Source organism: Pseudoalteromonas sp. AS71 (assembly GCF_038900275.1).
Taxonomy (GTDB): Bacteria; Pseudomonadota; Gammaproteobacteria; order Enterobacterales; family Alteromonadaceae; genus Pseudoalteromonas.
This window is the reverse complement of sequence record NZ_JBBMQZ010000039.1, coordinates 1-25,382: the sequence shown is the minus strand read 5'-3', so window position 1 is coordinate 25,382 and position 25,382 is coordinate 1. Positions and strand designations below refer to the sequence as shown.

Sequence of the window (25,382 nt, the reverse complement as noted above, 5' to 3'; positions counted from 1 at the left end):
GTTTTACCGTGGTCAACGTGGCCGATTGTACCAACGTTTACGTGCGGTTTTACGCGTTCAAACTTTTCTTTTGCCATCTTAAAAAATTCCTAATAAAGAAATTAAAGCCTGACTCACTATTGAGCCAGACAAGCTAAAATTATATAACAGCGCGAGCTGAAATTATTGTATCTGCAACATTTTTAGATGCTTCAGCGTACTTCACAAACTCCATAGAGTATGAGGCACGGCCCTGTGTTGCAGATCGTAAAGCAGTCGCATAACCAAACATTTCAGAAAGAGGAACTTGCGCATTAATTTGCTTAAGTCCACCTAATGCATCTTCCATGCCTTCGATTATGCCGCGGCGACGGTTTAAGTCGCCAACTACATCACCCATATTTGAATCAGGAGTGAGTACTTCAACCTTCATTACTGGCTCTAAAAGTACAGGGTCAGCTTTACGCGCCCCATCTCTCATTGCCAGTGAACCTGCTATTTTAAATGCCATTTCATTCGAATCTACATCATGGAATGAACCATCATATAAAGTCGCTTTAACGCCAAGTAATGGGTAGCCTGCAAGTACACCTTGAGACATTTGCTCTTGGATACCTTTGTCTACCGCAGGAACGAACTCTTTAGGAACAGAACCACCTACGGTTTCGTTAACGAACTCGTAGATTGGTGACTCATCATCCGTAATGTCCATCGGTTCAAGTTTAAGCCAAACGTGACCATATTGACCACGACCACCTGACTGACGTATAAACTTCCCTTCAACCTTAACAGTTGAACGAATAGCTTCTCGGTATGAGACCTGCGGCTTACCAACGTTACATTCAACACTGAATTCACGTTTCATACGGTCGACGATGATATCTAGGTGAAGCTCACCCATGCCAGAGATTATAACCTGGCCTGATTCTTCGTCAGTTTGTACGCGAAAAGAAGGGTCTTCAGCAGCTAGTTTACCTAGCGCGATACCCATCTTATCTTGGTCAGCTATAGTGCGAGGCTCAACCGCAATAGAGATTACTGGTTCAGGGAATTCCATACGCTCAAGCGTAATAATAGAATTCGGATCACACAGTGTTTCACCTGTTGTTACGTCTTTAAGACCAATAGCTGCCGCGATGTCGCCTGCGAAAACTTCTTTGATCTCTTCACGAGAGTTTGAATGCATCTGTACGATACGGCCAAGTCGCTCACGCTTACTTTTTACTGGATTATATACCGTGTCACCCTGTTTAACAGTACCAGAGTAAACACGGAAAAAGGTCAAGGTCCCAACAAACGGGTCTGTTGCAATCTTAAAAGCGAGTGCAGCAAACGGCGCTTTATCATTAGCTGGACGTTCTTCCTCAGTACCATTTTCTAGAATACCTTGGATTTGTTTCACTTGCTCTGGTGACGGCATATACTCAACAACGCCATCAAGCACAGCTTGAACACCTTTGTTTTTAAATGCGCTACCACAAGTAACTGGAACAATCTCATTAGCTAATGTTCGTTGGCGTAAAGCATTTTTAATTTCTGCTTCACTTAACTCTTCACCTTCTAAGTATTTATCCATTAGTTCTTCTGTTGCTTCAGCAGCGCTTTCAACTAAATGAGAGCGCCATTCTTCAGCTAATTCCAGAAGTTCTGCCGGTATTGCCTCATAAGAGAAAGTCATACCCTGGTCCGCTTCGTTCCAGTTAATCACTTTCATTTTTATAAGGTCAATAACACCTTTAAAGTCGTCCTCAGCGCCTACAGGCAACTGAATTGGAACAGGCGTTGCTCCAAGACGAGATTTCACCTGGCTAACCACAGCTAAGAAGTCAGCGCCCGTGCGATCCATTTTATTTACGAAGATCATTCTCGGAACTTCGTATTTGTTCGCTTGACGCCAAACTGTTTCAGTTTGCGGCTGTACACCAGATGAAGCACAAAGAACAACTACCGCACCATCAAGTACACGTAAAGAACGCTCTACTTCGATAGTGAAATCTACGTGTCCTGGAGTATCAATAATATTGATACGATGAGCGTCAAATTGAGCGTCCATCCCTTTCCAAAAACACGTTGTTGCAGCAGAAGTGATTGTGATACCACGCTCTTGTTCCTGCTCCATCCAATCCATAGTTGCAGCGCCATCATGTACTTCACCGATCTTATGAGAAAGACCTGTGTAGAACAGAACACGTTCTGTTGTGGTGGTTTTGCCTGCATCTACGTGAGCAACAATACCTATATTACGATAGCGCTCAAGTGGAGTTGTACGTGCCATATGATCCTCTTAAAGGTTAAAGACAGATTACCAACGGTAATGAGCGAATGCTTTATTCGCTTCAGCCATACGGTGAACGTCTTCACGTTTCTTAACCGCAGTGCCTTTATTATCAGAAGCGTCAACGATTTCTTGAGCTAAACGTAAGCCCATAGATTTTTCGCCACGCTTACGTGCAGCGTCTACTAACCAACGCATACCTAATGCGTTACGACGAACTGGACGTACTTCAACTGGTACTTGATAAGTTGAACCACCAACACGGCGAGATTTAACTTCTACCTGTGGGCGAATGTTATCAAGTGCAGTTTCAAAGATTTCTAGGTGCGACTTGCCTGATTTCTCAGCAGCCACGTCTAGCGCACCATAAACAATTTTTTCAGCAGTAGATTTCTTGCCGTCTAACATCACGATGTTAACGAATTTAGCAAGAAGTTCCGATCCGAACTTAGGATCTGGAAGAATTTTACGTTGACCGATTACGCGTCTTCTAGGCATTTTGTATCTCCGGTTTATTCAGGTTTGCTCTTTCGAGTCAATCACCCAAAACAATAATTATAAATATTTAGTGCTTGGCCTTACTAACGGAAAACAATTAGCCTTTAGGGCGTTTTGCACCGTATTTAGAACGAGCTTGACGACGATCGCTAACGCCTGCACAGTCAAGTGCACCACGAACAGTGTGAAAACGCACACCTGGTAAATCTTTAACACGACCACCACGGATTAGGATTACACTATGCTCTTGAAGGTTATGACCTTCACCGCCAATGTATGAAGTTACTTCGAAACCGTTAGTTAAACGTACACGTGCTACTTTACGTAACGCCGAGTTAGGTTTCTTAGGTGTAGTTGTATATACGCGAGTACATACACCGCGCTTTTGCGGACACGCTTTTAGTGCAGCTGAGTTACTTTTCGTAACCTTGCTACGGCGTGGCTTACGCACTAGCTGGTTAATAGTTGCCATTTAAATAGCTCCTGAAATTAAAATTACTACTGAAAAAAATAAAAAATCCGCCCTTTATTTACGAGCCTGCATTGAGCACACAAGTAAATGGGTGGCGGAATTTTAATGAGCAAAGTTTAACCTGTCAACCTAAACTAACCGTAAGACAGCATATAACTGCCTCACGATCACTTAATCTATTGATTAAGAACAGTTTATTGATTTCCAGACAAATCAGCATTTAGAGCGTCTGTAAGTGCTTGAGTTGCCTCTTCTGCACTTACTGTTTGCTCTTCTACTACTACTTTGCTTTGTTTACGGCGAGCCATACGTTCTTGATGATACGCAAAACCGGTACCGGCTGGGATCAAACGACCCACAATTACGTTTTCTTTCAGACCGCGAAGCTCATCGCTCTTACCATTCACTGCCGCATCTGTAAGAACACGTGTTGTCTCTTGGAAAGACGCTGCAGAGATGAAAGATTCTGTTGCTAGTGATGCTTTTGTGATACCCATTAACTGGATTTCAAACTTAGCTGGTATCTTACCTTGTTTTTCAAGGTCACGGTTTGCGATATTAACGCGCGCCACTTCGATTTGTTCACCGGCTAAGAAGTCAGTATCACCACCGTGTATGATGGTACATTTACGAATCATCTGACGGATAATTGTTTCAATGTGCTTGTCATTGATCTTAACGCCTTGCAAACGGTAAACCTCTTGCACTTCGTTAACGATGTAGTTAGCAACATGAGTCACACCACGTAGGCGTAAGATGTCATGCGGCGATTCAGGACCATCGGCGATAACTTCACCTTTAGACACTTGCTCACCTTCAAACACGTTAAGTTGACGCCACTTAGGAATCATTTCTTCGTAATGATCGCCTTCTGCTGGAGTAATAACTAAACGCTTCTTACCTTTGGTCTCTTTACCGAAGCTAATAGTACCAGTTACTTCAGCTAATATAGCTGGTTCTTTTGGCTTACGAGCTTCAAATAAGTCGGCTACGCGTGGTAGACCACCCGTGATATCACGAGTTTTCGAACCTTCTTGCGGAATACGTGCTAACACGTCACCTGGGTTTGCTGTAACGCCGTCAATAACTTCAATCGTCGTGAATGAAGGAAGACGTGTTTCTTGCAGACCGCGCTCTTCATTTTCAATGATAAGCTTTGGTTCTTTCGTATTTACTTTAGCAAGATCTTTAACAACTATACGGGTTAAACCGGTTAGTTCATCAGTCTGCGTTTCTGTATTTGAATCATCGATATCGCTAAACGATACTTTTGATTTATGCTCAAGAACGATTGGGTGACTATGCGGGTCCCAAGTAGCAACGATGTCGTTACCTTGAACTTCAGCATTATCTTGCACTGTTAATACCGCACCGTAAGGTACTTTATAACGCTCTTTTTCACGACCATAGCTATCAATGATAGTGATCTCAGTAGAACGTGAGGTAATAACAATCTTACCATCTGTATTTAATACATATTTAGCGTTGTGCAGTTTTAATGTACCGTTAGTTTTAACTTGTACGTTGTTTTCTGCTGACGCTCTTGATGCTGCACCACCGATGTGGAATGTACGCATCGTAAGCTGTGTACCCGGCTCACCGATTGACTGCGCCGCGATAACACCGACTGATTCACCCGCGTTAATGATATGACCACGTGCAAGGTCACGACCATAACACTTAGCACATACACCAAAGTCGTTATCACATGTGATAACAGAACGTACGCGAACTTCATCCACTGAGTGCTCTTCTAAAAGATCACACAGTTTTTCATCAAGCATGATATTACGTTCAACAAGTACTGTATTAGTACCTGGAATTACAATATCTTCAGCAACAACACGACCTAGAACACGTTCACGAAGTGCTTCTACAACATCACCACCTTCAATAAGCGGTTTCATTGTTAAGCCATCTTCTGTGCCACAGTCATCTTCATTGATTACCAAATCTTGTGCAACGTCTACTAGACGACGCGTTAGGTAACCCGAGTTAGCTGTTTTAAGTGCTGTATCGGCAAGACCTTTACGAGCACCATGCGTTGAGATGAAGTACTGAAGTACGTTTAGACCTTCACGGAAGTTAGCTGTGATTGGCGTCTCGATGATTGAACCATCTGGACGAGCCATTAGACCACGCATACCCGCCAACTGACGAATCTGTGCAGCACTACCACGAGCACCTGAGTCGGCCATCATAAACACTGAGTTAAATGACGGTTGCTCTACTTCTTCACCTTTAGCATTAATAACTGTGTCTTTTGACAAGTTAGACATCATTTCACGTGATAAGTTTTCGTTTACACGTGACCAGATATCGATAACTTTATTGTACTTTTCACCAGCCGTTACAAGACCTGATTGGAATTGTTGGTTGATTTCAGTAACTTCAGCTTCAGCTGATTCAATTATCTGTGCTTTAACCGGTGGGATAACTAAGTCATCAATACCGATAGAAACACCTGACTTCATTGCGTAATGGAAACCGGTGTACATAACTTGGTCAGCAAAGATAACTGTATCTTTAAGACCTAGACGACGGTAACACTCATTCAATAAGCCAGAAATCTGCTTTTTACCTAGCGGCTGGTTGATTGACGCAAACGGCATGCCTTTAGGTAAAATTAGAGACAAAATTGCACGACCAACAGTTGTATCGATAACAGTGATAGTATCTTCTACTACGCCGTCTTCGTTTTTAACTGATTGGCTAATACGTACTTTCACAATAGCGTGAAGGTCTGCATTGCCACTACGGTATGCTTTTTCTGCTTCTTTTGGATCTTTAAATATCGCGCCTTCGCCTTTAGCGTTAATGCGGTCACGAGTCATGTAATAAAGACCCAATACAACATCCTGTGAAGGAACGATGATTGGCTCACCATTCGCAGGAGATAGAATGTTGTTTGTTGACATCATCAATGCACGAGCTTCAAGCTGCGCTTCGATTGTTAACGGTACGTGTACCGCCATTTGGTCACCATCGAAATCTGCGTTGTAAGCCGCACATACTAATGGATGCAAATGAATCGCTTTACCTTCGATAAGCACAGGCTCAAACGCTTGGATACCCAAACGGTGAAGTGTTGGTGCACGGTTAAGTAATACTGGATGTTCACGAATTACTTCGTCAAGTACATCCCATACTTCCGGAACTTCACGTTCAACCATCTTCTTAGCTGCTTTGATTGTCGTAGCCATGCCGCGACGCTCTAATTTGCCATAGATAAAAGGTTTAAATAGCTCTAGTGCCATTTTCTTAGGAAGACCACATTGGTGAAGCTTAAGTGTAGGACCAACTGTGATTACAGAACGGCCTGAATAATCTACACGCTTACCAAGTAAGTTCTGACGGAAACGACCTTGCTTACCCTTGATCATATCAGCAAGAGATTTAAGAGGACGCTTGTTAGAACCTGTAATTGCACGACCACGACGACCGTTATCAAGTAGCGCATCTACCGCTTCTTGTAACATACGTTTTTCGTTGCGTACAATAATGTCTGGTGCTGCTAAATCTAGTAGACGCTTAAGACGGTTATTACGGTTAATAACACGACGGTAAAGGTCATTTAGATCAGATGTCGCAAAACGACCACCGTCTAATGGTACTAATGGGCGTAGATCTGGTGGCAATACTGGAAGTACTGTCATGATCATCCACTCAGGGTTATTACCTGATTGGTGGAACGATTCCATTAACTTAAGACGTTTAGTGATTTTTTTACGCTTAGTTTCAGAGTTAATTGTTGGTAACTCTTCACGCATCTCAGCAATTAATTGAGCAAGATCGAGTTCACGAAGCAAGTCTAAAACTGCTTCAGCACCCATCTTCGCTTCAAACTCATCACCATGCTCTTCTAGTGAATCTAAGTATTCTTCTTCACCTAATAGCTGACCACGCTCAAGCGTTGTCATACCAGGCTCAGTTACTACGAATGATTCGAAGTAAAGAACACGTTCAATATCACGAAGCGTCATATCTAGCATTAAGCCAATACGTGACGGTAATGATTTTAAAAACCATATATGTGCAACTGGGCTCGCAAGGTCGATATGACCCATACGATCGCGTCGCACTTTAGTGAGTGTTACTTCAACGCCACACTTTTCACAGATCACACCACGGTGTTTAAGGCGTTTATATTTACCACATAAACACTCATAATCTTTCACTGGGCCGAAAATACGGGCACAGAATAAGCCATCGCGCTCAGGCTTGAAAGTACGGTAGTTAATAGTCTCAGGTTTCTTTACTTCACCGTATGACCATGAACGAACCATGTCTGGTGAAGCAAGACCAATGCGAATTGCATCGAATTCTTCGGTCTTATTTTGTTGCTTCAGAAACTTAAGTAAGTCTTTCACCTTAGCTCTCCTGTCGGAGTTAATCTTGAGGACGGATAGTCTCGTCCCTACATTCTATTCAGCCGTAACAGATGCTGCAGCGTTAACTGCAGCATCTAATTGGCTTAATTTTCTTCCAACTCGATGTTGATACCCAGTGAGCGGATTTCTTTCAACAATACGTTGAACGATTCTGGCATACCTGGTTCCATTTTATGGTTACCATCAACGATGTTTTTATACATCTTAGTACGACCGTTCACGTCATCCGATTTCACTGTTAGCATTTCTTGTAGAGTGTAAGCAGCACCGTAAGCTTCAAGTGCCCATACTTCCATCTCACCAAAACGCTGGCCACCGAACTGTGCTTTACCACCCAGCGGCTGCTGAGTAACAAGGCTGTAAGAACCAGTAGAACGTGCATGCATCTTATCGTCAACCAAGTGGTTAAGTTTAAGCATGTACATGTAACCAACAGTTACTTGACGTTCAAACTGATCACCAGTACGGCCATCATAAAGTGTAACCTGACCACTACGAGGATAGCCCGCAAGCTCAAGCATGTCTTTGATTTCGTTTTCTTTCGCGCCATCAAATGCAGGAGTAGCTATTGGTAAACCACCTTTTAAGTTTTCAGCTAGACGACGAATTTCGTCATCAGTGAAGCTAGCAATGTCTACAACTTGGCGAGATTCACCAATTTCGTAAGCTTGCTTGATGAATTCACGTAGCTCATGAAGCTCACGTTGTTCTTTCATCATCTCTTCAATACGTTCACCGATACCACGTGCAGCAAGACCCATATGTGTTTCAAGGATCTGACCGATGTTCATACGCGATGGTACACCTAGTGGATTCAATACGATATCTACCGTACGACCTTTGTCATCGTAAGGCATATCTTCTACTGGTACGATAGTCGAGATAACACCTTTGTTACCGTGACGACCCGCCATTTTATCACCCGGTTGGATACGACGTTTAACAGCTAGGTATACTTTAACAATCTTAAGTACGCCTGGTGCTAGGTCATCACCTTGGGTAATTTTACGACGTTTGTTTTCAAACTTCTTATCGTATTCAGCTTTAAGTTCATCGTACTGTGCAGCTAGTTGCTCAAGCTCAGCTTGCTTGTCTTCTTCAGCAAGGCTTTGCGTAAGTACTTTTTCAGCATTTAGAGATGCAAGTTTATCTTCATCAAAACCAGCAGCTATAAGTAGCTTACGTGCACGGTCTAAAACGCCTGCTTCTAAAATACGGAACTCTTCGTTGAAGTCTTTCTTCGCTTCGCGAAGCTGCATGTCTTCAACTTCTAACGCGCGTTTATCTTTCTCAACACCATCACGGGTGAAAACTTGCACGTCAATTACGGTACCAGTTACAGAATTTGGTACACGTAAAGAGCTGTCTTTAACGTCAGACGCTTTTTCGCCGAAGATAGCACGCAGTAGCTTCTCTTCAGGTGTAAGCTGTGTCTCGCCTTTAGGAGTCACTTTACCTACTAGGATATCGCCGCCTTTAACTTCAGCACCAATATATACAACGCCTGATTCATCAAGCTTGCCTAGCGCAGACTCACCCACATTCGGGATATCTGCAGTGATCTCTTCTGGACCTAATTTAGTATCACGGGCAACACACTGTAGTTCTTGAATATGGATAGTCGTTAGACGATCTTCTTCAACTACGCGCTCTGATAACAAGATTGAATCTTCGAAGTTGTAACCGTTCCATGGCATGAATGCCACGCGAAGGTTTTGACCAAGGGCTAAGTCACCTAAGTCAGTCGAAGGACCATCTGCTAACACGTCACCACGAGTAACCGGTTCGCCAACCATACAAGTTGGTTTTTGGTTAATACATGTATTTTGGTTTGAACGTGTATATTTGGTTAAGTTGTAGATGTCGATGCCCGCTTCACCAGGAATGCGTTCTTCTTCATGTACATTTACAACGATGCGACTTGCGTCAGCATACATTACTTCACCACCACGTTTAGCAACGATAGTTACACCAGAATCTTTCGCTAGTGTTAACTCAATACCAGTACCTACTAACGGCTTATCCGCTTTCAATGTTGGTACTGCTTGACGTTGCATGTTTGAACCCATCAATGCACGGTTAGCATCATCGTGTTCTAGGAACGGGATAAGTGCTGCCGCTACAGAGATCACCTGTTGTGGTGATACATCCATATACTGCTGGTCCATGCGACCCATAAAGGTAGATTCACCTTTGTGACGACATGGGATAAGTTCATCAACAAACTCATTGGTTTCAGTTAAGTTTGAGTTCGCCTGTGCGATAACAAACTGACCTTCTTCAATGGCTGATAAATAATCAACTTCATCAGTTACAACACCGTCTACCACTTTGCGGTAAGGTGTTTCTAAGAAACCGTAGTCATTTGTACGTGCGTACGTAGACAACGAGTTAATTAGACCGATGTTTGGACCCTCAGGAGTCTCGATTGGACATACGCGACCATAGTGAGTTACGTGAACGTCACGTACTTCAAAGCCTGCGCGTTCACGAGTTAGACCGCCCGGACCTAATGCAGAGATACGACGTTTATGCGTAACTTCTGATAGTGGGTTATTTTGGTCCATAAACTGTGATAACTGAGACGAGCCGAAGAACTCTTTAACTGCTGCCGAAATTGGCTTAGCGTTAATAAGATCTTGTGGCATTATCGCGTCAAGGTCACCTAAGCTTAAACGCTCACGTACAGCACGTTCAACACGTACTAGACCAACACGGAATTGGTTCTCAGCCATTTCGCCAACACTACGTATACGACGGTTGCCTAAGTGGTCGATATCATCAACATCGCCTTGACCGTTACGAATAGCAATTAATACTTTCATAACAGACACGATGTCTTCTTTGCTTAATGTGCCAGGGCCTGTGTCTGTATCGTAACCAACACGGCTATTGAACTTCATACGACCTACAGTAGATAAGTCATAACGTTCTTCAGAGAAGAACAAGTTCTGGAATAAGGCTTCAGCCGCGTCTTTCGTCGGTGGCTCGCCTGGGCGCATCATGCGATAAATTTCTACTAGTGCTTCTAAACGGCTGCTTGCAGAGTCAATGTTCAAAGTATTTGACATGTAAGCACCGCTGTCCACTTCATTGATATATAACGTATCAATTTTAGTGTAACCGGCTTTAACCAATTCAGCCATTAGCTCTAGAGTTAGCTCGTCATTTGCATTTGCAATAACTTCACCAGTTGACTCATCAACATAGTTTTTAGCTACAATACGGCCAATGATGTACTCATGTGGTACTTCTAATTGCTTAATGCCTTTCTTCTCGATGCTCTTGATGTGGCGAGCCGTAACACGACGACCGCTTTCAACAAATACTTCACCGTCTTCGCTCTTGATATCAAAAGCGGCAGTTTCACCACGTAAACGCGAAGGCACAAGTTCCATAAGAACTTTACCGTTCGTTACTTCAAACGTAGTGTTATCGAAGAACATATCTAGGATTTGTTCGCTAGAATACTCTAGTGCACGTAGGATGATAGACGCCGGTAATTTACGACGGCGGTCAATACGTACATATAAGTTATCTTTTGCATCAAATTCGAAGTCTAACCATGAACCACGGTAAGGTATAACGCGTGCGTTATATAATACTTTACCCGATGAATGGGTTTTACCGCGGTCGTTATCAAAGAATACACCAGGGCTACGGTGTAGCTGAGAAACGATAACACGCTCTGTACCATTGATTACAAAAGTACCGGTATCTGTCATGAGCGGAATTTCGCCCATGTAAACTTCTTGCTCTTTAATGTCTTTAACTGTGCCTGGTGCTTCTTTGTCCATAACAACAAGACGCAGTTTCACGCGAAGTGGAGCAGAATAAGTCACACCGCGAATTTGACATTCTTTTACATCGAAAACTGGCTCACCAATACGATAACTTACGTATTGAAGCTCAGAATTTCCCGAGTAGCTTTTAATAGGGAACACAGAACGGAAGGCAGCTTCCAAACCATGATCGCCATCAGCGTCCGGCACTAAGAATTTTTTAAACGATTCTAACTGTGTAGACAGTAAAAAAGGTATATCCAAAACTTGTGGACGTTTACCAAAATCCTTACGGATACGTTTCTTTTCAGAATAAGAGTAAGCCATGGGGTTCCTCAGCTTGCTGATCTTTGACCCGACCTGTTCTTGTAAGAACAGACTTAACTGGCAGCTATGCCAAGATTTTACAACATTTAACTGTTGTTCTAATTAGATCTCACTTTAACACTAGCAAACTATAAAGCGTTGAAAGTAAAGAAAAAATCAGATTTTATTTGAACTAAAAGAGTACATCACTCTATAGCGCAAAAAGGCCGGTGATTAAATAATCACCAGCCCTTGCCTGATTTCTCAGGCAGCGAACTTAGCAAAAGCTAAATTACTTAACCTCAACTTCAGCACCAGCTTCAGTAAGATCTTTTGCAAGTGCTTCAGCTTCTTCTTTAGATACACCTTCTTTAACAGGTGTAGGAGCAGCTTCAACAAGAGCTTTCGCTTCTTTAAGGCCAAGGCCAGTTGCGCTACGAACAGCTTTGATTGCAGAAACCTTGTTAGCGCCAGCGCCAGTAAGGATTACGTCAAATTCTGTTTTCTCTTCAGCAGCTTCAGCAGCTGGACCAGCTACCATTGCAGCTGCAGCAGTTACGCCGAATTTTTCTTCCATTGCTTCGATAAGAGCAACAACGTCCATTACTGACATTTCAGCAATTGCGTCAAGGATTTGGTCTTTAGATACAGACATTACAAATTTCCTAATAATTAACGGACATTACGTCCAAATAAATTTTACACCGAAAGTGAGATTAAACAGCTTAAAATTAAGCAGCTTGCTCTTCTTTCTGTACACGTACTGCTTCAATTGTTTTACACAATTTGCCAGCAGACGCTTCTTTCATAGCACTCATTAAGCGTGCAACAGCTTCGTCGTATGTAGGTAATGTAGCAAGCATTGCTGCATCAACAACATTTCCTTCAAAAGCGGCCGTTTTAAGCTCGAATTTCTCATTCTTTTTCGCGAAATCTGAAAAGATACGCGCAGCAGCACCTGGGTGCTCTGATGAGAAAGCGATTAAGCTTGGACCAACAAATGAATCAGAAAGACACTCAAAATCTGTTCCTTCAAGAGCACGTTTTGCTAAAGTGTTACGGACAACTTTCATCCAAACACCATTTGCACGAGCTTCTTTACGAAGGGCAGTGATTGCGCCAACTGTTACACCACGAGAATCTGCAACAACTGCAGATAGAGCACCATTGGCTGCTTCGTTGACTTCAGCAACTATTGCTTTTTTGCCTTGAAGATTTAAAGCCATGGGTGTTACTCCTGGTTTAATGGGGATACCGATTATCGGATTCCCCTGTTCTACTCTTCCCTACCAAACAAGGTAGAGATGCTTTTTACGGCGAGAGCCAGAAGGATTAGGAAAAATCTATCTGGGGTCTACACCGTCTACGTAGGTGAATATTAAGGCCTAAGCCACCTACGGTCTTGGACGGAAGCCCAATTTATCGCTTTGCCAAAGGCTTAGCGAAATTATGGACTTCAACCCGAATTCTTTACTTTGCCAATTAATAAATTAATCAACAAAATGGCGCAAAATTATAGTACAAATTTCACGCCATGTAAACACTAATTAAGCTACAACAGTGCTTAAAGTGTTTTGGTCAACAGAAACGCCTGCGCCCATTGTTGTAGAGATAGTTACTTTCTTCAAGTAAACACCTTTAGCTTGAGAAGGCTTAGCCTTCTTAAGTGCAACAATTAGTGACTCAAGGTTTTGTTGTAATTGCTCAGCAGTGAAATCAACCTTACCAATAGTAGTATGGATGATGCCATTTTTGTCATTACGGTAACGTACTTGACCTGCTTTAGCATTTTTAACTGCTTCTGCAACGTTAGGCGTTACAGTACCAGTTTTAGGGTTTGGCATTAGACCACGTGGGCCTAAGATTTGACCTAGTTGACCAACAACACGCATAGCGTCTGGTGATGCAACAACAACGTCAAAGTTCATCTCGCCTTTTTTAACTAGCTCAGCAAGATCTTCCATACCTACTAATTCAGCACCGGCTTCTTTTGCAGCTTCTGCATTAGCGCCTTGTGTGAATACAGCAACACGAACGTCACGACCAGTACCGTTAGGTAGTACAGTAGCACCACGAACGTTTTGATCAGATTTACGAGCATCGATACCAAGGTTAACGGCAACGTCAACACTTTCTACGAATTTAGCTGTCGCTAACTCTTTTAAAAGAGCAACTGCTTCATTGATTTCGTAATCTTTTGTTACTTCCACTTTTTCGCGGATAGTACGCATACGTTTAGTTAATTTAGCCATTTCTTAGTCCTCTACGTTCAAGCCCATCGCACGCGCAGAACCTGCGATAGTGCGAACCGCTGCGTCCATATCGGCAGCTGTAAGGTCAGTTCGTTTTGTCTCAACAATTTCTTCAAGTTGAGCACGAGTTACTGTGCCTACTTTATCAGTGTTAGGACGGCCTGAGCCTGACTTGATACCAGCAGCTTTCTTAAGTAAGTAAGCAGCAGGTGGCGTTTTCATGTCGAACGTAAATGAACGGTCACCGTAAACAGAGATCACTACAGGAACTGGAGCGCCTTTTTCGATAGACTCTGTACGTGCGTTAAACGCTTTACAGAATTCCATGATGTTTACACCGTGTTGACCTAGTGCAGGACCTACTGGAGGACTAGGATTAGCCATACCAGCGGCAACTTGTAGCTTGATTAGAGCTTCAACTTTTTTAGCCATTATAAATACCTCATTTGGTGGGTCTCAGCCTTGTGCGCGCGAGGACGCGTACTCTAACGGCTTCCCAGTTTAAAAATTGGTTTCGTACTTTTTGCACAGTAAAAATAAATTTTACCTTAATACAAAAAGGCCGCTGATTATAAGTTAATCAGCGGCCTTTTTCAAGCTTCATGCCAAAATTTAAATAAAAATTAGCGAAGCTTTTTTAATCAATTACTTATCTTGCTCAACTTGACCGAATTCAAGCTCAACTGGCGTAGAACGACCAAAAATAAGTACAGATACTTTTACGCGGCTCTTTTCGTAGTCAACTTCTTCAACTACACCACTGAAATCTGCAAATGGTCCATCAGTAACGCGAACAACTTCACCTGGTTCAAATAATGTAGCAGGTTTAGGTGCTTCAGCATTTTCTTGAAGGCGATTAAGAATGCGTTCTGCTTCTTTAGGACTGATTGGAGCAGGACGATCAGACGTTCCACCAATAAAGCCCATTACACGTTCAGTGCTGTTCACTAAGTGCCAGCTTGCGTCGTTCATATCCATTTGTACTAATACATAACCTGGAAAGAATTTACGCTCAGATTTACGCTTTTGGCCAGCGCGCATCTCAACAACTTCCTCAGTTGGTACTAATATCTCACCAAAGCTCGATTCAAGACCTTCGATTTTAATGTGTTCAGTTAACGTTTGAGCTACACGCTTTTCGTAACCAGAAAAGGCTTGTACTACATACCAACGTAACTTAATTTCTTTGTTCTCGTTCTCATCCGACATGGGATCAGATCTCCAATCCAGTTAAAAAGCCTACAGCGCGGAATAAAATGCCATCTAATCCCCAAAGGATAAGTGCCATAATCACTGTTGCAACCATTACAATTAATGTCGTGTGGGTAGTTTCTTGGCGCGTTGGCCAAATAACTTTGCGTACTTCAATTCGAGCTTCTTTAGCGAAAGCAAGAAAGTTACGTCCCTTAAATGTTTGCGAGGCAATTGCTAATCCGGCCGCTATTGCAACAACAACGCCGATAGCACGTAGTAGTACAGATTGATCTGCATACATGTGATTACCAACAACTGCGCCTGCAAGTAGCGCGATTGCTACTAACCACTTTACTGACTCCATCGCACTTGATGGTGTTTCTACATTCGTGCTCATAATATTATTACCTTAACTACAGACACAACAACCCTGCACTACGGCAGGGTTAATCCATTAAAATCTAAACTTAAAAACAGACTTAATTTAAACCGGTTTTTAATCTCAGACTACTCAAACCACAAGTAAAACTGGCAGGGGCGGAGAGATTCGAACTCCCAACCATCGGTTTTGGAGACCGCTGTTCTACCAATTGGAACTACGCCCCTGCAAAGTGGATGCCTATTATACTTACGCAAAGCATTTACACAAGCCTAAAAGATACCCACATTGGAAAATCTAATTAATTAATTACATTATTGTTTAAACTGCTAATAATTTAATCGCTTATATAAACGTACAATCCTAGAATATTGATTATTTCTTTAAGTTTTTATAAACATCATTCAGTAAGCTTGAAGCACCAAATCTGAATGTATTTGCTTGTAAATAATCATCCCCCATTATTACGCGCGTAAGCGTTAAATAATCACTAGCATCAGCCACTGTTTTAACACCACCGGCAGCTTTAAAGCCAACACGTTTATCCGAGTTCTTAATGGCTGTTAGCATAATTTTTGTTGATTCAAGGGTCGCATTAATGGCTACTTTACCCGTACTGGTTTTTACAAAATCAGCACCGCCTTCAATTGCAAGCTTCGTGGCTTGTGTTATGAGCGCTTCGGTTTTTAGCTCGCCGCTTTCTATTATTACTTTTAGCTGGGCGCGCGACCCACACACTTTTTTACTTTCGCTTACATAGCTAAGTACTGTTTGAACATCGCCCGCTATTAACTTTTTATAAGGAATAACAAGATCAATTTCGTCAGCGCCGCGCTCTATAGCAATAAGTGTTTCGTTAATTACATCACTCAGTGGCGCATCACCCGTTGGAAAGTTAGTGACCGTTGCAACTTTTACGTGGTTAAGCTCACGTGCTGCGAGTGCTATTTTTGCATCATCAACAAAGTCGCTATAAACACATACAGCGGCAGGTGTGCCCAGCATCGGGTTTATACTATCAACAAGCGCTTGAATGCTTTTGGTGGTATCGCTAGTGTTTAAGCTTGTTAAATCCATCAGTGCGACTGCTAATGCGGCATCTTTTTGGTGTTGTGTCATTAGAGCTCCGTTACTTATGTAATACCAATTTTATTAAAAACATAATCATTTTAGCGTATTAAATAACTCACTAACTACGTTAAAAATTATTTATATAGAACAACTATGTATCATAATTTTAGCCTTGTTATTGAGCTATTTTCTTGTCGCTATAATAGATCACTAATTTAATGCAATTGGTATAAGTACAAAATAGAATATGCTTCCATATTAACAAATTAAACCAAACTCGCTATAGCTCATAACCAAACACTATAAGCTGTATATTTTACTTGTAACTCGGCGCAATCCCTTGTTAACTAACTCTTAGGCCTAAAAAGCCCACCTATTATAACTTTTGGTTATATCAACTTGGTTTTAATTATTTTTTACTTATTGATAGCCGCTATATTCTGCTTATCAGAATAAAGCGTTTTCTTATATTTGAATTTGTTTAGGGGTCTTATTAACGTGCAGTATTTACCTATCTTTACCAAACTCGACAACAAACCAGTATTGGTTGTTGGCGGTGGAGAGGTCGCATTACGCAAATGTCGCGCGTTTTTAAAAGCGAGAGCGAGCGTTACTTTAGTAGCACCTTGGTTTTGCGACGAGCTAAAAGAGCATGCACATAATAATGAAGTAACGCTTATTGATGCTTATTTTGAGGAATCACATCTTGATGGCAAAATGCTAGTTATAGCAGCCACTGACCGTGATGACGTAAACAACAATGTATTTGAGCTGGCAAACGCACGAAATGTATTTGTGAATGTGGTTGATGACCAACCTAAGTGTACGTTTATATTCCCATCCATTGTTGACCGCGACCCAATTACGATTGCTATATCAAGTGCGGGCACAGCGCCGGTACTTGCACGTCGCTTACGCGAAAAACTCGAAACCCTTATTCCGCATCATATTGGGCCACTTGCAACACTTGTAGGCGGCTTTAGAGACAAAGTAAAAAAACGCTTTAAACATTTTTCAGACCGCCGCCAATTTTGGGAAGGCGTGTTCGACTCATCTGTCGTGAGTAAAGTACAAACCGGTGACACTCAAGCCGCACAGCAGCAACTAGAGCAAATGCTAGATGCTAAAGCAGAACCTGAAGGCGAAGTATATGTAGTAGGTGCAGGCCCTGGCGATCCAGAGCTTTTAACACTTAAAGCACTGCAACTTATGCAACAAGCAGATGTGGTTGTATACGACTTTTTAGTCTCTGACGAAATTATGGAATTAGTGCGCCGCGATGCTGACCTTATTTGTGTAGGCAAACGTTTAGGCGATCATAGTGTTGTTCAAGACGACACCAACCAAATGCTGGTCGACCTTGCTAAACAAGGCAAAAAAGTGTGCCGCATTAAAGGTGGCGATCCGTTTATTTATGGCCGTGGTGGCGAAGAAGTACAAGTACTGGCTGCTAACAACGTAAATTATCAAATTGTACCGGGTATTACAGCCGCTGCAGGTTGTAGTGCGTATGCGGGTATTCCGCTAACGCATCGTGACCATGCACAAGCCATTCAATTTGTAACGGGTCACTGTAAAAAAGACGGTCAAGAACTTGATTGGCAATCACTGGCAAAAGCAAATCAAACGCTTGCTATTTACATGGGCGTAATTAAATCGCCGCACATACAAAGCGAGCTTTTAAAACATGGCCGTAAAGCCGACACACCTGTTGCCATTATCGAAAACGGTACACGTAAAAATCAGCGTGTAGTAACAGGCCAATTAGGCGAACTTGCCGACTTAATTGAACGCAACAGCATTATATCGCCTGCGCTACTCATTATTGGTGAAGTAGCCGCCCTGCACTCGCAACTAGCGTGGTTTGGGAAAAACGAACAAACAAGCAGCTTTGCACAGCCGCTAACAGATGTATCAAATACATAACCGAATTTTAAATTTGTAACTTTTAATCATTTTAGTAGGACGACTAACAATGGCTTTAACTCACCTTCAGCAACTTGAAGCTGAAAGTATCAAAATCATGCGCGAAGTCGCCGCTGAGTTTGAGAACCCAGTAATGCTTTACTCTATTGGTAAAGATTCGTCGGTACTTTTGCACTTAGCGCGTAAAGCATTTTACCCTGCAAAAATTCCGTTCCCGTTATTACACGTAGACACCAATTGGAAGTTTCGTGAAATGATTGAGTTTCGCGACCGTATAGCTAAAGAATACGGTTTTGACCTACTGGTACACAAAAATCCAGAAGGCATTGAAATGGGTGTAGGCCCGTTTACGCATGGCTCGGGTAAACATACCGATATAATGAAAACCCAAGGCTTAAAGCAGGCACTTAACAAATATGGTTTTGATGCTGCATTTGGTGGCGCACGCCGCGACGAAGAAAAGTCACGCGCAAAAGAACGTGTTTACTCGTTCCGCGACAAACACCACCGTTGGGACCCTAAAAACCAACGTCCTGAGCTTTGGAATACTTATAACAGCCAAGTTAATCCGGGCGAAAGCATTCGTGTTTTCCCGTTGTCTAACTGGACTGAGCTTGATATTTGGCAATACATTTACCAAGAAAACATCGACATGGTACCGCTTTACCTCGCAAAAGAGCGCCCTGTTGTTGATCGCGACGGCACCCTAATAATGGTTGACGATGAGCGTATGCCACTTAACGAAGGTGAAGTACCGCAAATGAAATCTGTACGTTTTCGTACATTAGGCTGCTACCCACTTACCGGTGCAGTTGAATCAACAGCCAGTACTTTAACCGAAATCATCGAAGAAATGCTGCTATCTACGTCATCTGAACGTGAAGGTCGTGTTATTGACCATGATTCAGCCGGCTCAATGGAGAAGAAAAAACGTGAGGGGTATTTTTAATGTCTAGCCAAAATAACGATACATTTAACGAAGTAAAAGAAATAGGCATAGACGCCTACCTAACACGTCAACAAGATAAAAGCTTATTACGCATGCTTACTTGTGGCAGCGTAGATGACGGTAAATCAACACTGATTGGCCGCCTACTGCACGACAGCCACCAAATTTATGAAGATCAGCTAGCAGCCCTTCATAAAGATAACGAAAAAGTAGGTAATGCAGGTGAAGATCTTGACCTTGCATTATTAGTTGATGGCCTACAAGCTGAGCGCGAGCAAGGCATTACCATTGACGTAGCGTACCGTTACTTTTCAACGGCTAAGCGTAAATTTATTATTGCCGACACACCTGGGCACGAGCAATACACGCGCAACATGGTAACGGGTGCATCAACAAGCGATGTCGCCATTATTTTGGTTGATGCGCGTTACGGCGTACAAGTACAAACGAAGCGCCACAGCTTTATTTGTGACTCGCTTGGCATTAAGCAGTTTGTTGTTGCCGTTAATAAAATGGATATCGTTGATTTTGACGAAACCGTGTATGAAAAAATTAAGGCCGATTACCTTAAATTTGCTGAGCAACTTAACGTATCAAACATTAAGTTTGTGCCTATGTCGGCGCTTAAAGGCGACAACGTAGTAACTCGCTCTGCTCATACACCGTATTACACCGACAAGCCGCTACTTGAATTACTAGAAGATTCGCCAGCAGCCGAAACAGATACAGGCTTTGAAGCGCGCCTACCGGTGCAATATGTAGTGCGTCCTAATTTAAACTTCCGTGGTTTTCAGGGCACACTTACATCAGGCAAGATACACGTAGGTGATGCAATAAAAGTATTACCGTCGGGTAAAACATCAAGCATTAAAGAAATTGTTACCTTTGATGGCAACCTAGATAGCGCCGAAGCAGACCAAGCAATTACCGTTACCCTAAATAACGAAATTGATATTAGCCGAGGGGATGTAATAGTACCTGCAAATTCAACGGCCGTTGTTACTAACCAGCTGCAAGCTAAAATTGTGTGGATGCATGAGTCGCCATTAGTATTAGGTAAAAGCTATAACCTAAAACTAGGCAGCAAAAACACCTCAGCTATTGTTACAAAAATTGATTACACGATTGATGTAAACACGCTTGAACACGGCACTGCCGATTCACTACAGTTAAACGAAATTGCGATTGTGACACTTGAACTAACCGAAACTATTTTGGCAGACGAGTACCACAGCAATCACGAAACAGGCTCGTTTATCCTAATCGATCGCTTATCAAACCTAACGGTTGCTGCGGGCATGATTGAACAAGTACTGCAAAGCCAAGCACAGCAAAGTAACTTTAGCGAATTTGAAGTTGAATTTAACACCTTAGTACGCAAGCACTTTCCGCATTGGCAAGCGATTGATATTTCTAAGTTATAAGTTGACTTTAGCCTGTTAGGAATTTAAAAGCATGGTAGAACAGCTCGTTTTAACAGGCATTATGCTTACCTTAGTCGGGTGCCTTTTTGGCACCCGTATTAATCCAGCATGGTTATTTGTAAGCGCCATTGGCACCAGCTACTTAGCAGGGCTAATCGATCTTGAAAGCATGTTGGTTAATTATGCTAACCCGTCGCTTATCACCTTAGTACTATTGGTGTTAGTGTCGACCGCAATAGAAAAAACCACCCTAATTCAAAAGTTAGCGCAATCGCTATCTAAAGGTAGTTTAGTAAAATCGGTAACAAAATTGGGGTTATCAACCGCCTTTTTATCGTCGTTTACTAACAATACCGCCGTTGTTGCATCGCTTATTACCGCGATAAAAGACAACCCTAATCACTCCCCTTCAAAGCTATTATTACCGCTGTCGTATACCGCTATTTTAGGCGGCACCATTACGCTTATTGGTACATCAACCAACTTAATCGTCAATGGCTTTGCAGTTGATGCGGGCATGGAACCGCTAGGCTTTTTTGACTTTACCTTAGTGGGTTTAGGCGCGCTAAGCGTAGGCCTAATTACCATTTTAGTAATGCTTAAATACTTACCCGACAACGGTAAAAGCGACCAAGAAGTCGTGCCTTTTTACCTAGAAGGCAAAGTACAAGCAAACTCAAAATTAATAGGTCAAACCGTTGAAGAAAACGGCCTGCGTGATTTAAAAGACTTATTCCTTGCTGAAATCATTCGCGATGGCAGCCGCATTTGCGCAGTCACCCCGCAGCAAATCATTCAAAAAGATGACGTGCTACTTTTTGTAGGTGACATAAAATCGGTGCCATTACTTACCCGTTTCGACGGCTTAAAAGTAGTACACGAGAATCATCAAAAAGACATAGAACACTTAGTAGAAGTAGTTGTAAGTCAGTCTTCAAAATTTATTGGCAAAACCGTAAAAGAAGCCCGCTTTAGAGAGCAGTTTCATGCAGCCGTTATTGCCATTCGCCGTGGGCACGACCGCTTACAAGGCGGCCTTGGGCAAGTGCAATTACAAGCTGGCGACTCACTAATACTCGCCCCTGGCAAAAACTTTTACACCTTGCCTAATTTAAAGCGCGAATTTGTGTATATTTCAGGGTTTGACTTACAAGCCCACCTTGCACCTAAGCAATCAAATATTGTGCTACTGTGCTTTGCCGCAGTACTGGGTTTAAGCATTATTGGTATAGTGCCGCTGGTTAAAGGCTTATTAGTATTACTGATTGGCTTAATGCTAAGCGGCACCATAAAACTTAACGAAGTAAAACGCCGTTTTCCACTCGAGTTATTAGTGGTAGTAGGTAGCGCCATTGGCCTTGCCAAGTTAATGATAGGCACCGGACTTGCCGGGCAAATATCCAGCGCCCTATTTATGGTACTTGGCGACTTTGGCCCGTACGGCGCATTTATTGCCATATTTTTAATGACCGTATTATTTACCGAGCTTATAACTAATAACGCAGCAGCTGCATTGTCGTTCCCTGTTGCTTACTCGCTCGCGGTTGGTTTTAATGTAGACCCGCTACCGTTTATTATGGCGGTTGCCTTTGGCGCATCAGCCAGCTTTATATCGCCATTTGGGTATCAAACTAATCTAATGGTTTATAGCGCGGGTAACTATCGCTTAAAAGATTACATAGTAATGGGCTTACCCCTTTCTATTATTTATTCAATCACGGTATTAACCTTGATCCCGTTGGTATTTCCATTTTAATACTAGCGCTCACAGCATAAGAGACTCTCACTATGGATGAAAATATAGTTTGGCATCACTACGCAACTACAAAAGCACAGCGTAGTGAGCAAAAAAAACATAAGCCCGCTATTTTATGGTTTACCGGCTTTTCAGGCTCTGGCAAAAGTACTGTAGCAAACGCACTAGAAGCGGCGCTTAACCAACAAGGTACGCACACTTACCTGCTTGATGGCGACAACGTACGCCACGGTTTATGTAAAGACCTAGGCTTTAGCGACGAAGACCGCATTGAAAACATACGCCGCGTAGGCGAAACCGCAAAACTAATGACCGACGCTGGCTTGTTAGTGCTTACTGCGTTTATATCGCCTTTTAGAGCAGAACGCGACATGGTGCGCAGCCTAGTAGACGAAGGCGAATTTATTGAAGTCTTTATCGATACCCCACTGGATGTATGCGAAAGCCGCGATCCAAAAGGCTTATACAAAAAAGCCCGCGCAGGGGAGATAAAACACTTCACTGGTATCGATTCAAGCTACGAAGTGCCAAACAATCCAGAAATAATTTTAGATACAAGTAAAAACACCCTAGACCAATCGGTTACACAACTGATAACGTATCTAAAACAAAAGCACATAATATAGGTTAACCCCATGAATCAAACCGAACTGCTAGAAGAAACCCTCATCCTTGCCCGTAAAGCAGGCCAAGCGATAATGGGAATTTACGAAAAGGATTTTAACGTTGAGTACAAAGCCGATGAAAGCCCCGTAACCGACGCCGATTTAGCAGCTCACAAACTGATTGTGGCAGGGCTTCAACAGCTCACACCCGACATTCCAATACTCAGTGAAGAAAACGCCGACATAAGCTGGGATGTACGCCAAACATGGAAAAGCTACTGGTTAGTAGATCCAATCGACGGCACTAAAGAATTTATTAAAAAGAACGGTGAATTTACCGTAAACATCGCTCTAATTAAAAACGGCATTCCTATTTTAGCCGTAGTAGATGCACCCGCCCTTGGCGTATCGTACTTAGCCGCCGAAGCCATTGGCGCATTTAAAGATAAAGGCGATGAGCGAATCGAGCTTAAAGTTACCACCAAACCTAACAAAGGGTTAATTCGCGTTGTAGGCAGCCGCTCGCACCCAACACCCGATTTAGCCGAGTTTGTGAAACGCTTTGACGAGGTTGAAATGGTGTCTAAAGGCAGCTCACTAAAGCTGTGTTTAGTCGCTGAGGGCAGCGCCGATATTTACCCGCGCTTAGGTCCAACTTGCGAATGGGATACGGGCGCAGGCCATGCAATCGCCGAAATAGCTGGCGCTAAAGTCACTAAGCTTGATGGCAGCCCGCTTATTTATAACACCAAAGATGAATACTTAAATCCGTATTTTATTGTGAGTGCGATAGAAGAGTAAGCCCAGTTTTGAGTGGTTAGCTATCAGTTGTCAGCAAGATAAGTGATAGCTTAACTACAGTAGTAATTTATTTTAACTATTAAATTTGAAGCTTTCTAGCATTTCTATCCTCTGCTTTAAGCTCTCTAAATTAATTGAATTACGAAACCCTTCAAAACTTTTTGTTAATTGTATTACATCATTCGAATAGCCTTGTTCTTCTGTACTAGCACTTTCATCAGAAATCATATCCTCATGGTGCTTTAGTGCGTCTCCAATATTACCGTGGTATCTGTCGTTTTTTGCACCAATTAAAGAACTTTCAATTACTGCGCACGCTCTAGAATCTATTGATTTCAAACTAGGGGTTATTGAATGAAGAACTTGAATCAGCTTTTCTGGTGTATCTCCTCCATTAATATACCCACTATAACTTTCGTAATAGTACTCTTTAGCAACAATCAAGAATGCTAACAAGTCAGGGTAAAGATATACATCTTCCGCTGTAGATTTAACTACTAAATTTACTTTCGCAAATAACTGCTCTACTTCCCTTAAAGACAGTTTTTTAGCTTTCGCCAATAATTTAAAGGTATTCTTTAAGTGATCTTTTTCGTATCTAAATGATTGGTATTGAGTTCTTCTTTGAAAGAAAATATCAAACTCAAATATTTTATAAAGCTGTCCAATAAATGCGTCTAAATCACTCTCAGGCAAAATATACTCAATATCAATAAACCGCCTAAGATAACCCATTGCTTCAAACCCTGCACCATAGACCCCTTTAACGCTATGAGACAATTGAAGTTTGTCCATTGCAATTACAAATACAAGACCTTCAATATCTAAAAGATGTTTTATTCTCTCTAGTAACTCAATTGCATAAGTAGGTCTGCACCGATCCAATTCATCAATAATAATAAATAATTGGCTTGTAGCTCCATCTTCATTTTTTAAAGCTTTTGATACATTCTCTTTAAAAGAAGTAATAGCCTCTTTACTCTTTGTATAATCATCCAAAAAATCTTTAGATAATCCCTCCGTGAATTTGGCTGCTTCAGCTTCAATTATTTTTTCAGCGTCAATTATTCCAGCAGTAGCAAGCTTTACTAACACGGGTAAACCTTTTTTTAAAATTTGTGCACCTGCACTCTTTGCATTAACCCATGCTTTGCTTTTCTCTTTATCTCCCTCAACAAGAGACTCTATTTTTTTATTAACCTCGCCCAGAAATGCTTGCAGTGGATCATTAACGAAATCAGTTTCCCATGTAGTGGTCAATAAAATTTGGCCACAGTTTTAGAATCCTTGTATCTAATCTCAGATTCATTTGGCGCTAAACC

The 25,382-nt window shown here is 42.2% G+C and carries 19 protein-coding genes, 1 tRNA gene and 1 pseudogene; 6 read left to right on the top strand and 15 right to left on the bottom strand.

The window, feature by feature from the left end; all coding sequences use genetic code 11:
* From WNY98_RS20080 to deoC, 14 genes and pseudogenes are all read right to left on the bottom strand, one after another.
* A pseudogene (locus WNY98_RS20080) lies at positions 1 to 77 on the bottom strand (elongation factor Tu); the annotation flags it as partial.
* A 62-nt stretch (positions 78 to 139) separates the two neighbouring features.
* On the bottom strand, positions 140 to 2,254 hold the full coding sequence (fusA, locus tag WNY98_RS20075) for an elongation factor G (protein WP_024600089.1): 2,115 nt from the start codon (positions 2,252 to 2,254) through the stop codon (positions 140 to 142).
* A 27-nt stretch (positions 2,255 to 2,281) separates the two neighbouring features.
* The gene (gene rpsG / locus WNY98_RS20070) at positions 2,282 to 2,752 is read right to left on the bottom strand and encodes a 30S ribosomal protein S7 (protein ID WP_010555004.1); all 471 of its coding nucleotides are present in this window, start codon (positions 2,750 to 2,752) and stop codon (positions 2,282 to 2,284) included.
* 97 nt (positions 2,753 to 2,849) lie between these two features.
* Complete coding sequence (gene rpsL, locus WNY98_RS20065) at positions 2,850 to 3,224, bottom strand: 30S ribosomal protein S12 (RefSeq protein ID WP_002958885.1); 375 nt, start codon at positions 3,222 to 3,224, stop codon at positions 2,850 to 2,852.
* A 194-nt stretch (positions 3,225 to 3,418) separates the two neighbouring features.
* Positions 3,419 to 7,594, bottom strand: coding sequence for a DNA-directed RNA polymerase subunit beta' (gene rpoC, locus WNY98_RS20060; RefSeq protein WP_024600088.1), 4,176 nt, complete (start codon positions 7,592 to 7,594; stop codon positions 3,419 to 3,421).
* A gap of 104 nt (positions 7,595 to 7,698) precedes the next feature.
* Positions 7,699 to 11,724: a DNA-directed RNA polymerase subunit beta gene (rpoB, locus tag WNY98_RS20055; protein ID WP_024600087.1), complete on the bottom strand. Its 4,026-nt coding sequence runs from the start codon at positions 11,722 to 11,724 to the stop codon at positions 7,699 to 7,701.
* A gap of 271 nt (positions 11,725 to 11,995) precedes the next feature.
* The gene (gene rplL / locus WNY98_RS20050) at positions 11,996 to 12,358 is read right to left on the bottom strand and encodes a 50S ribosomal protein L7/L12 (protein WP_002958882.1); all 363 of its coding nucleotides are present in this window, start codon (positions 12,356 to 12,358) and stop codon (positions 11,996 to 11,998) included.
* A 76-nt stretch (positions 12,359 to 12,434) separates the two neighbouring features.
* The gene (gene rplJ / locus WNY98_RS20045; protein ID WP_002958881.1) at positions 12,435 to 12,929 is read right to left on the bottom strand and encodes a 50S ribosomal protein L10; all 495 of its coding nucleotides are present in this window, start codon (positions 12,927 to 12,929) and stop codon (positions 12,435 to 12,437) included.
* Between the two features lie 321 nt (positions 12,930 to 13,250).
* Complete coding sequence (rplA, locus tag WNY98_RS20040; RefSeq protein WP_024600086.1) at positions 13,251 to 13,955, bottom strand: 50S ribosomal protein L1; 705 nt, start codon at positions 13,953 to 13,955, stop codon at positions 13,251 to 13,253.
* Between the two features lie 3 nt (positions 13,956 to 13,958).
* Complete coding sequence (rplK, locus tag WNY98_RS20035) at positions 13,959 to 14,387, bottom strand: 50S ribosomal protein L11 (RefSeq protein ID WP_002958879.1); 429 nt, start codon at positions 14,385 to 14,387, stop codon at positions 13,959 to 13,961.
* 213 nt (positions 14,388 to 14,600) lie between these two features.
* Positions 14,601 to 15,164, bottom strand: coding sequence for a transcription termination/antitermination protein NusG (gene nusG / locus WNY98_RS20030; protein ID WP_024600085.1), 564 nt, complete (start codon positions 15,162 to 15,164; stop codon positions 14,601 to 14,603).
* 4 nt (positions 15,165 to 15,168) lie between these two features.
* Complete coding sequence (secE, locus tag WNY98_RS20025; RefSeq protein ID WP_002958877.1) at positions 15,169 to 15,546, bottom strand: preprotein translocase subunit SecE; 378 nt, start codon at positions 15,544 to 15,546, stop codon at positions 15,169 to 15,171.
* Positions 15,547 to 15,678: 132 nt separating this feature from the next.
* Positions 15,679 to 15,755: transfer RNA gene (locus WNY98_RS20020), tRNA-Trp, on the bottom strand.
* 148 nt (positions 15,756 to 15,903) lie between these two features.
* The gene (gene deoC / locus WNY98_RS20015) at positions 15,904 to 16,647 is read right to left on the bottom strand and encodes a deoxyribose-phosphate aldolase (protein WP_342878760.1); all 744 of its coding nucleotides are present in this window, start codon (positions 16,645 to 16,647) and stop codon (positions 15,904 to 15,906) included.
* A gap of 450 nt (positions 16,648 to 17,097) precedes the next feature.
* On the opposite strand from deoC, the gene cysG reads away from it, so the two are divergent.
* From cysG to cysQ, 6 genes are read left to right on the top strand one after another with little or no spacing between them, the layout of a single operon-like run.
* Positions 17,098 to 18,525, top strand: a complete 1,428-nt coding sequence (gene cysG, locus WNY98_RS20010; RefSeq protein ID WP_197185963.1) for a siroheme synthase CysG — start codon at positions 17,098 to 17,100, stop codon at positions 18,523 to 18,525.
* Positions 18,526 to 18,574: 49 nt separating this feature from the next.
* Positions 18,575 to 19,474 (top strand): sulfate adenylyltransferase subunit CysD, encoded by a 900-nt coding sequence (gene cysD, locus WNY98_RS20005; RefSeq protein ID WP_008133447.1) that lies wholly within the window; start codon positions 18,575 to 18,577, stop codon positions 19,472 to 19,474.
* Entirely contained in the window at positions 19,474 to 20,898 is a 1,425-nt protein-coding gene (gene cysN / locus WNY98_RS20000; protein WP_342878759.1) for a sulfate adenylyltransferase subunit CysN, read from the top strand. Before cysD ends, cysN begins: the two co-directional genes overlap by 1 nt.
* Before the next feature lie 31 nt (positions 20,899 to 20,929).
* Positions 20,930 to 22,654 (top strand): SLC13 family permease, encoded by a 1,725-nt coding sequence (locus tag WNY98_RS19995; protein WP_342878758.1) that lies wholly within the window; start codon positions 20,930 to 20,932, stop codon positions 22,652 to 22,654.
* Between the two features lie 32 nt (positions 22,655 to 22,686).
* Positions 22,687 to 23,280, top strand: coding sequence for an adenylyl-sulfate kinase (gene cysC / locus WNY98_RS19990; RefSeq protein WP_342878757.1), 594 nt, complete (start codon positions 22,687 to 22,689; stop codon positions 23,278 to 23,280).
* A 9-nt stretch (positions 23,281 to 23,289) separates the two neighbouring features.
* The gene (cysQ, locus tag WNY98_RS19985) at positions 23,290 to 24,060 is read left to right on the top strand and encodes a 3'(2'),5'-bisphosphate nucleotidase CysQ (RefSeq protein ID WP_342878756.1); all 771 of its coding nucleotides are present in this window, start codon (positions 23,290 to 23,292) and stop codon (positions 24,058 to 24,060) included.
* A 72-nt stretch (positions 24,061 to 24,132) separates the two neighbouring features.
* Here the strand turns inward: cysQ and WNY98_RS19980 are convergent, their stop codons facing one another.
* Positions 24,133 to 25,320, bottom strand: a complete 1,188-nt coding sequence (locus WNY98_RS19980) for a P-loop NTPase fold protein (RefSeq protein WP_342878755.1) — start codon at positions 25,318 to 25,320, stop codon at positions 24,133 to 24,135.
* Positions 25,321 to 25,382: the final 62 nt, after the last annotated feature.

Bases quoted from the DNA above. Each gene is read 5' to 3' on its own strand.
- secE (WP_002958877.1), bottom strand. From the start codon at position 15,546: ATGAGCACGAATGTAGAAACACCATCAAGTGCGATGGAGTCAGTAAAG.
- nusG (WP_024600085.1), bottom strand. From the start codon at position 15,164: ATGTCGGATGAGAACGAGAACAAAGAAATTAAGTTACGTTGGTATGTA.
- rpsL (WP_002958885.1), bottom strand. From the start codon at position 3,224: ATGGCAACTATTAACCAGCTAGTGCGTAAGCCACGCCGTAGCAAGGTT.
- rpsG (WP_010555004.1), bottom strand. From the start codon at position 2,752: ATGCCTAGAAGACGCGTAATCGGTCAACGTAAAATTCTTCCAGATCCT.
- cysQ (WP_342878756.1), top strand. From the start codon at position 23,290: ATGAATCAAACCGAACTGCTAGAAGAAACCCTCATCCTTGCCCGTAAA.
- deoC (WP_342878760.1), bottom strand. From the start codon at position 16,647: ATGACACAACACCAAAAAGATGCCGCATTAGCAGTCGCACTGATGGAT.
- rplJ (WP_002958881.1), bottom strand. From the start codon at position 12,929: ATGGCTTTAAATCTTCAAGGCAAAAAAGCAATAGTTGCTGAAGTCAAC.
- rplA (WP_024600086.1), bottom strand. From the start codon at position 13,955: ATGGCTAAATTAACTAAACGTATGCGTACTATCCGCGAAAAAGTGGAA.
- rplL (WP_002958882.1), bottom strand. From the start codon at position 12,358: ATGTCTGTATCTAAAGACCAAATCCTTGACGCAATTGCTGAAATGTCA.
- rpoB (WP_024600087.1), bottom strand. From the start codon at position 11,724: ATGGCTTACTCTTATTCTGAAAAGAAACGTATCCGTAAGGATTTTGGT.
- cysD (WP_008133447.1), top strand. From the start codon at position 18,575: ATGGCTTTAACTCACCTTCAGCAACTTGAAGCTGAAAGTATCAAAATC.
- rplK (WP_002958879.1), bottom strand. From the start codon at position 14,387: ATGGCTAAAAAAGTTGAAGCTCTAATCAAGCTACAAGTTGCCGCTGGT.
- fusA (WP_024600089.1), bottom strand. From the start codon at position 2,254: ATGGCACGTACAACTCCACTTGAGCGCTATCGTAATATAGGTATTGTT.
- cysC (WP_342878757.1), top strand. From the start codon at position 22,687: ATGGATGAAAATATAGTTTGGCATCACTACGCAACTACAAAAGCACAG.
- WNY98_RS19995 (WP_342878758.1), top strand. From the start codon at position 20,930: ATGGTAGAACAGCTCGTTTTAACAGGCATTATGCTTACCTTAGTCGGG.
- cysN (WP_342878759.1), top strand. From the start codon at position 19,474: ATGTCTAGCCAAAATAACGATACATTTAACGAAGTAAAAGAAATAGGC.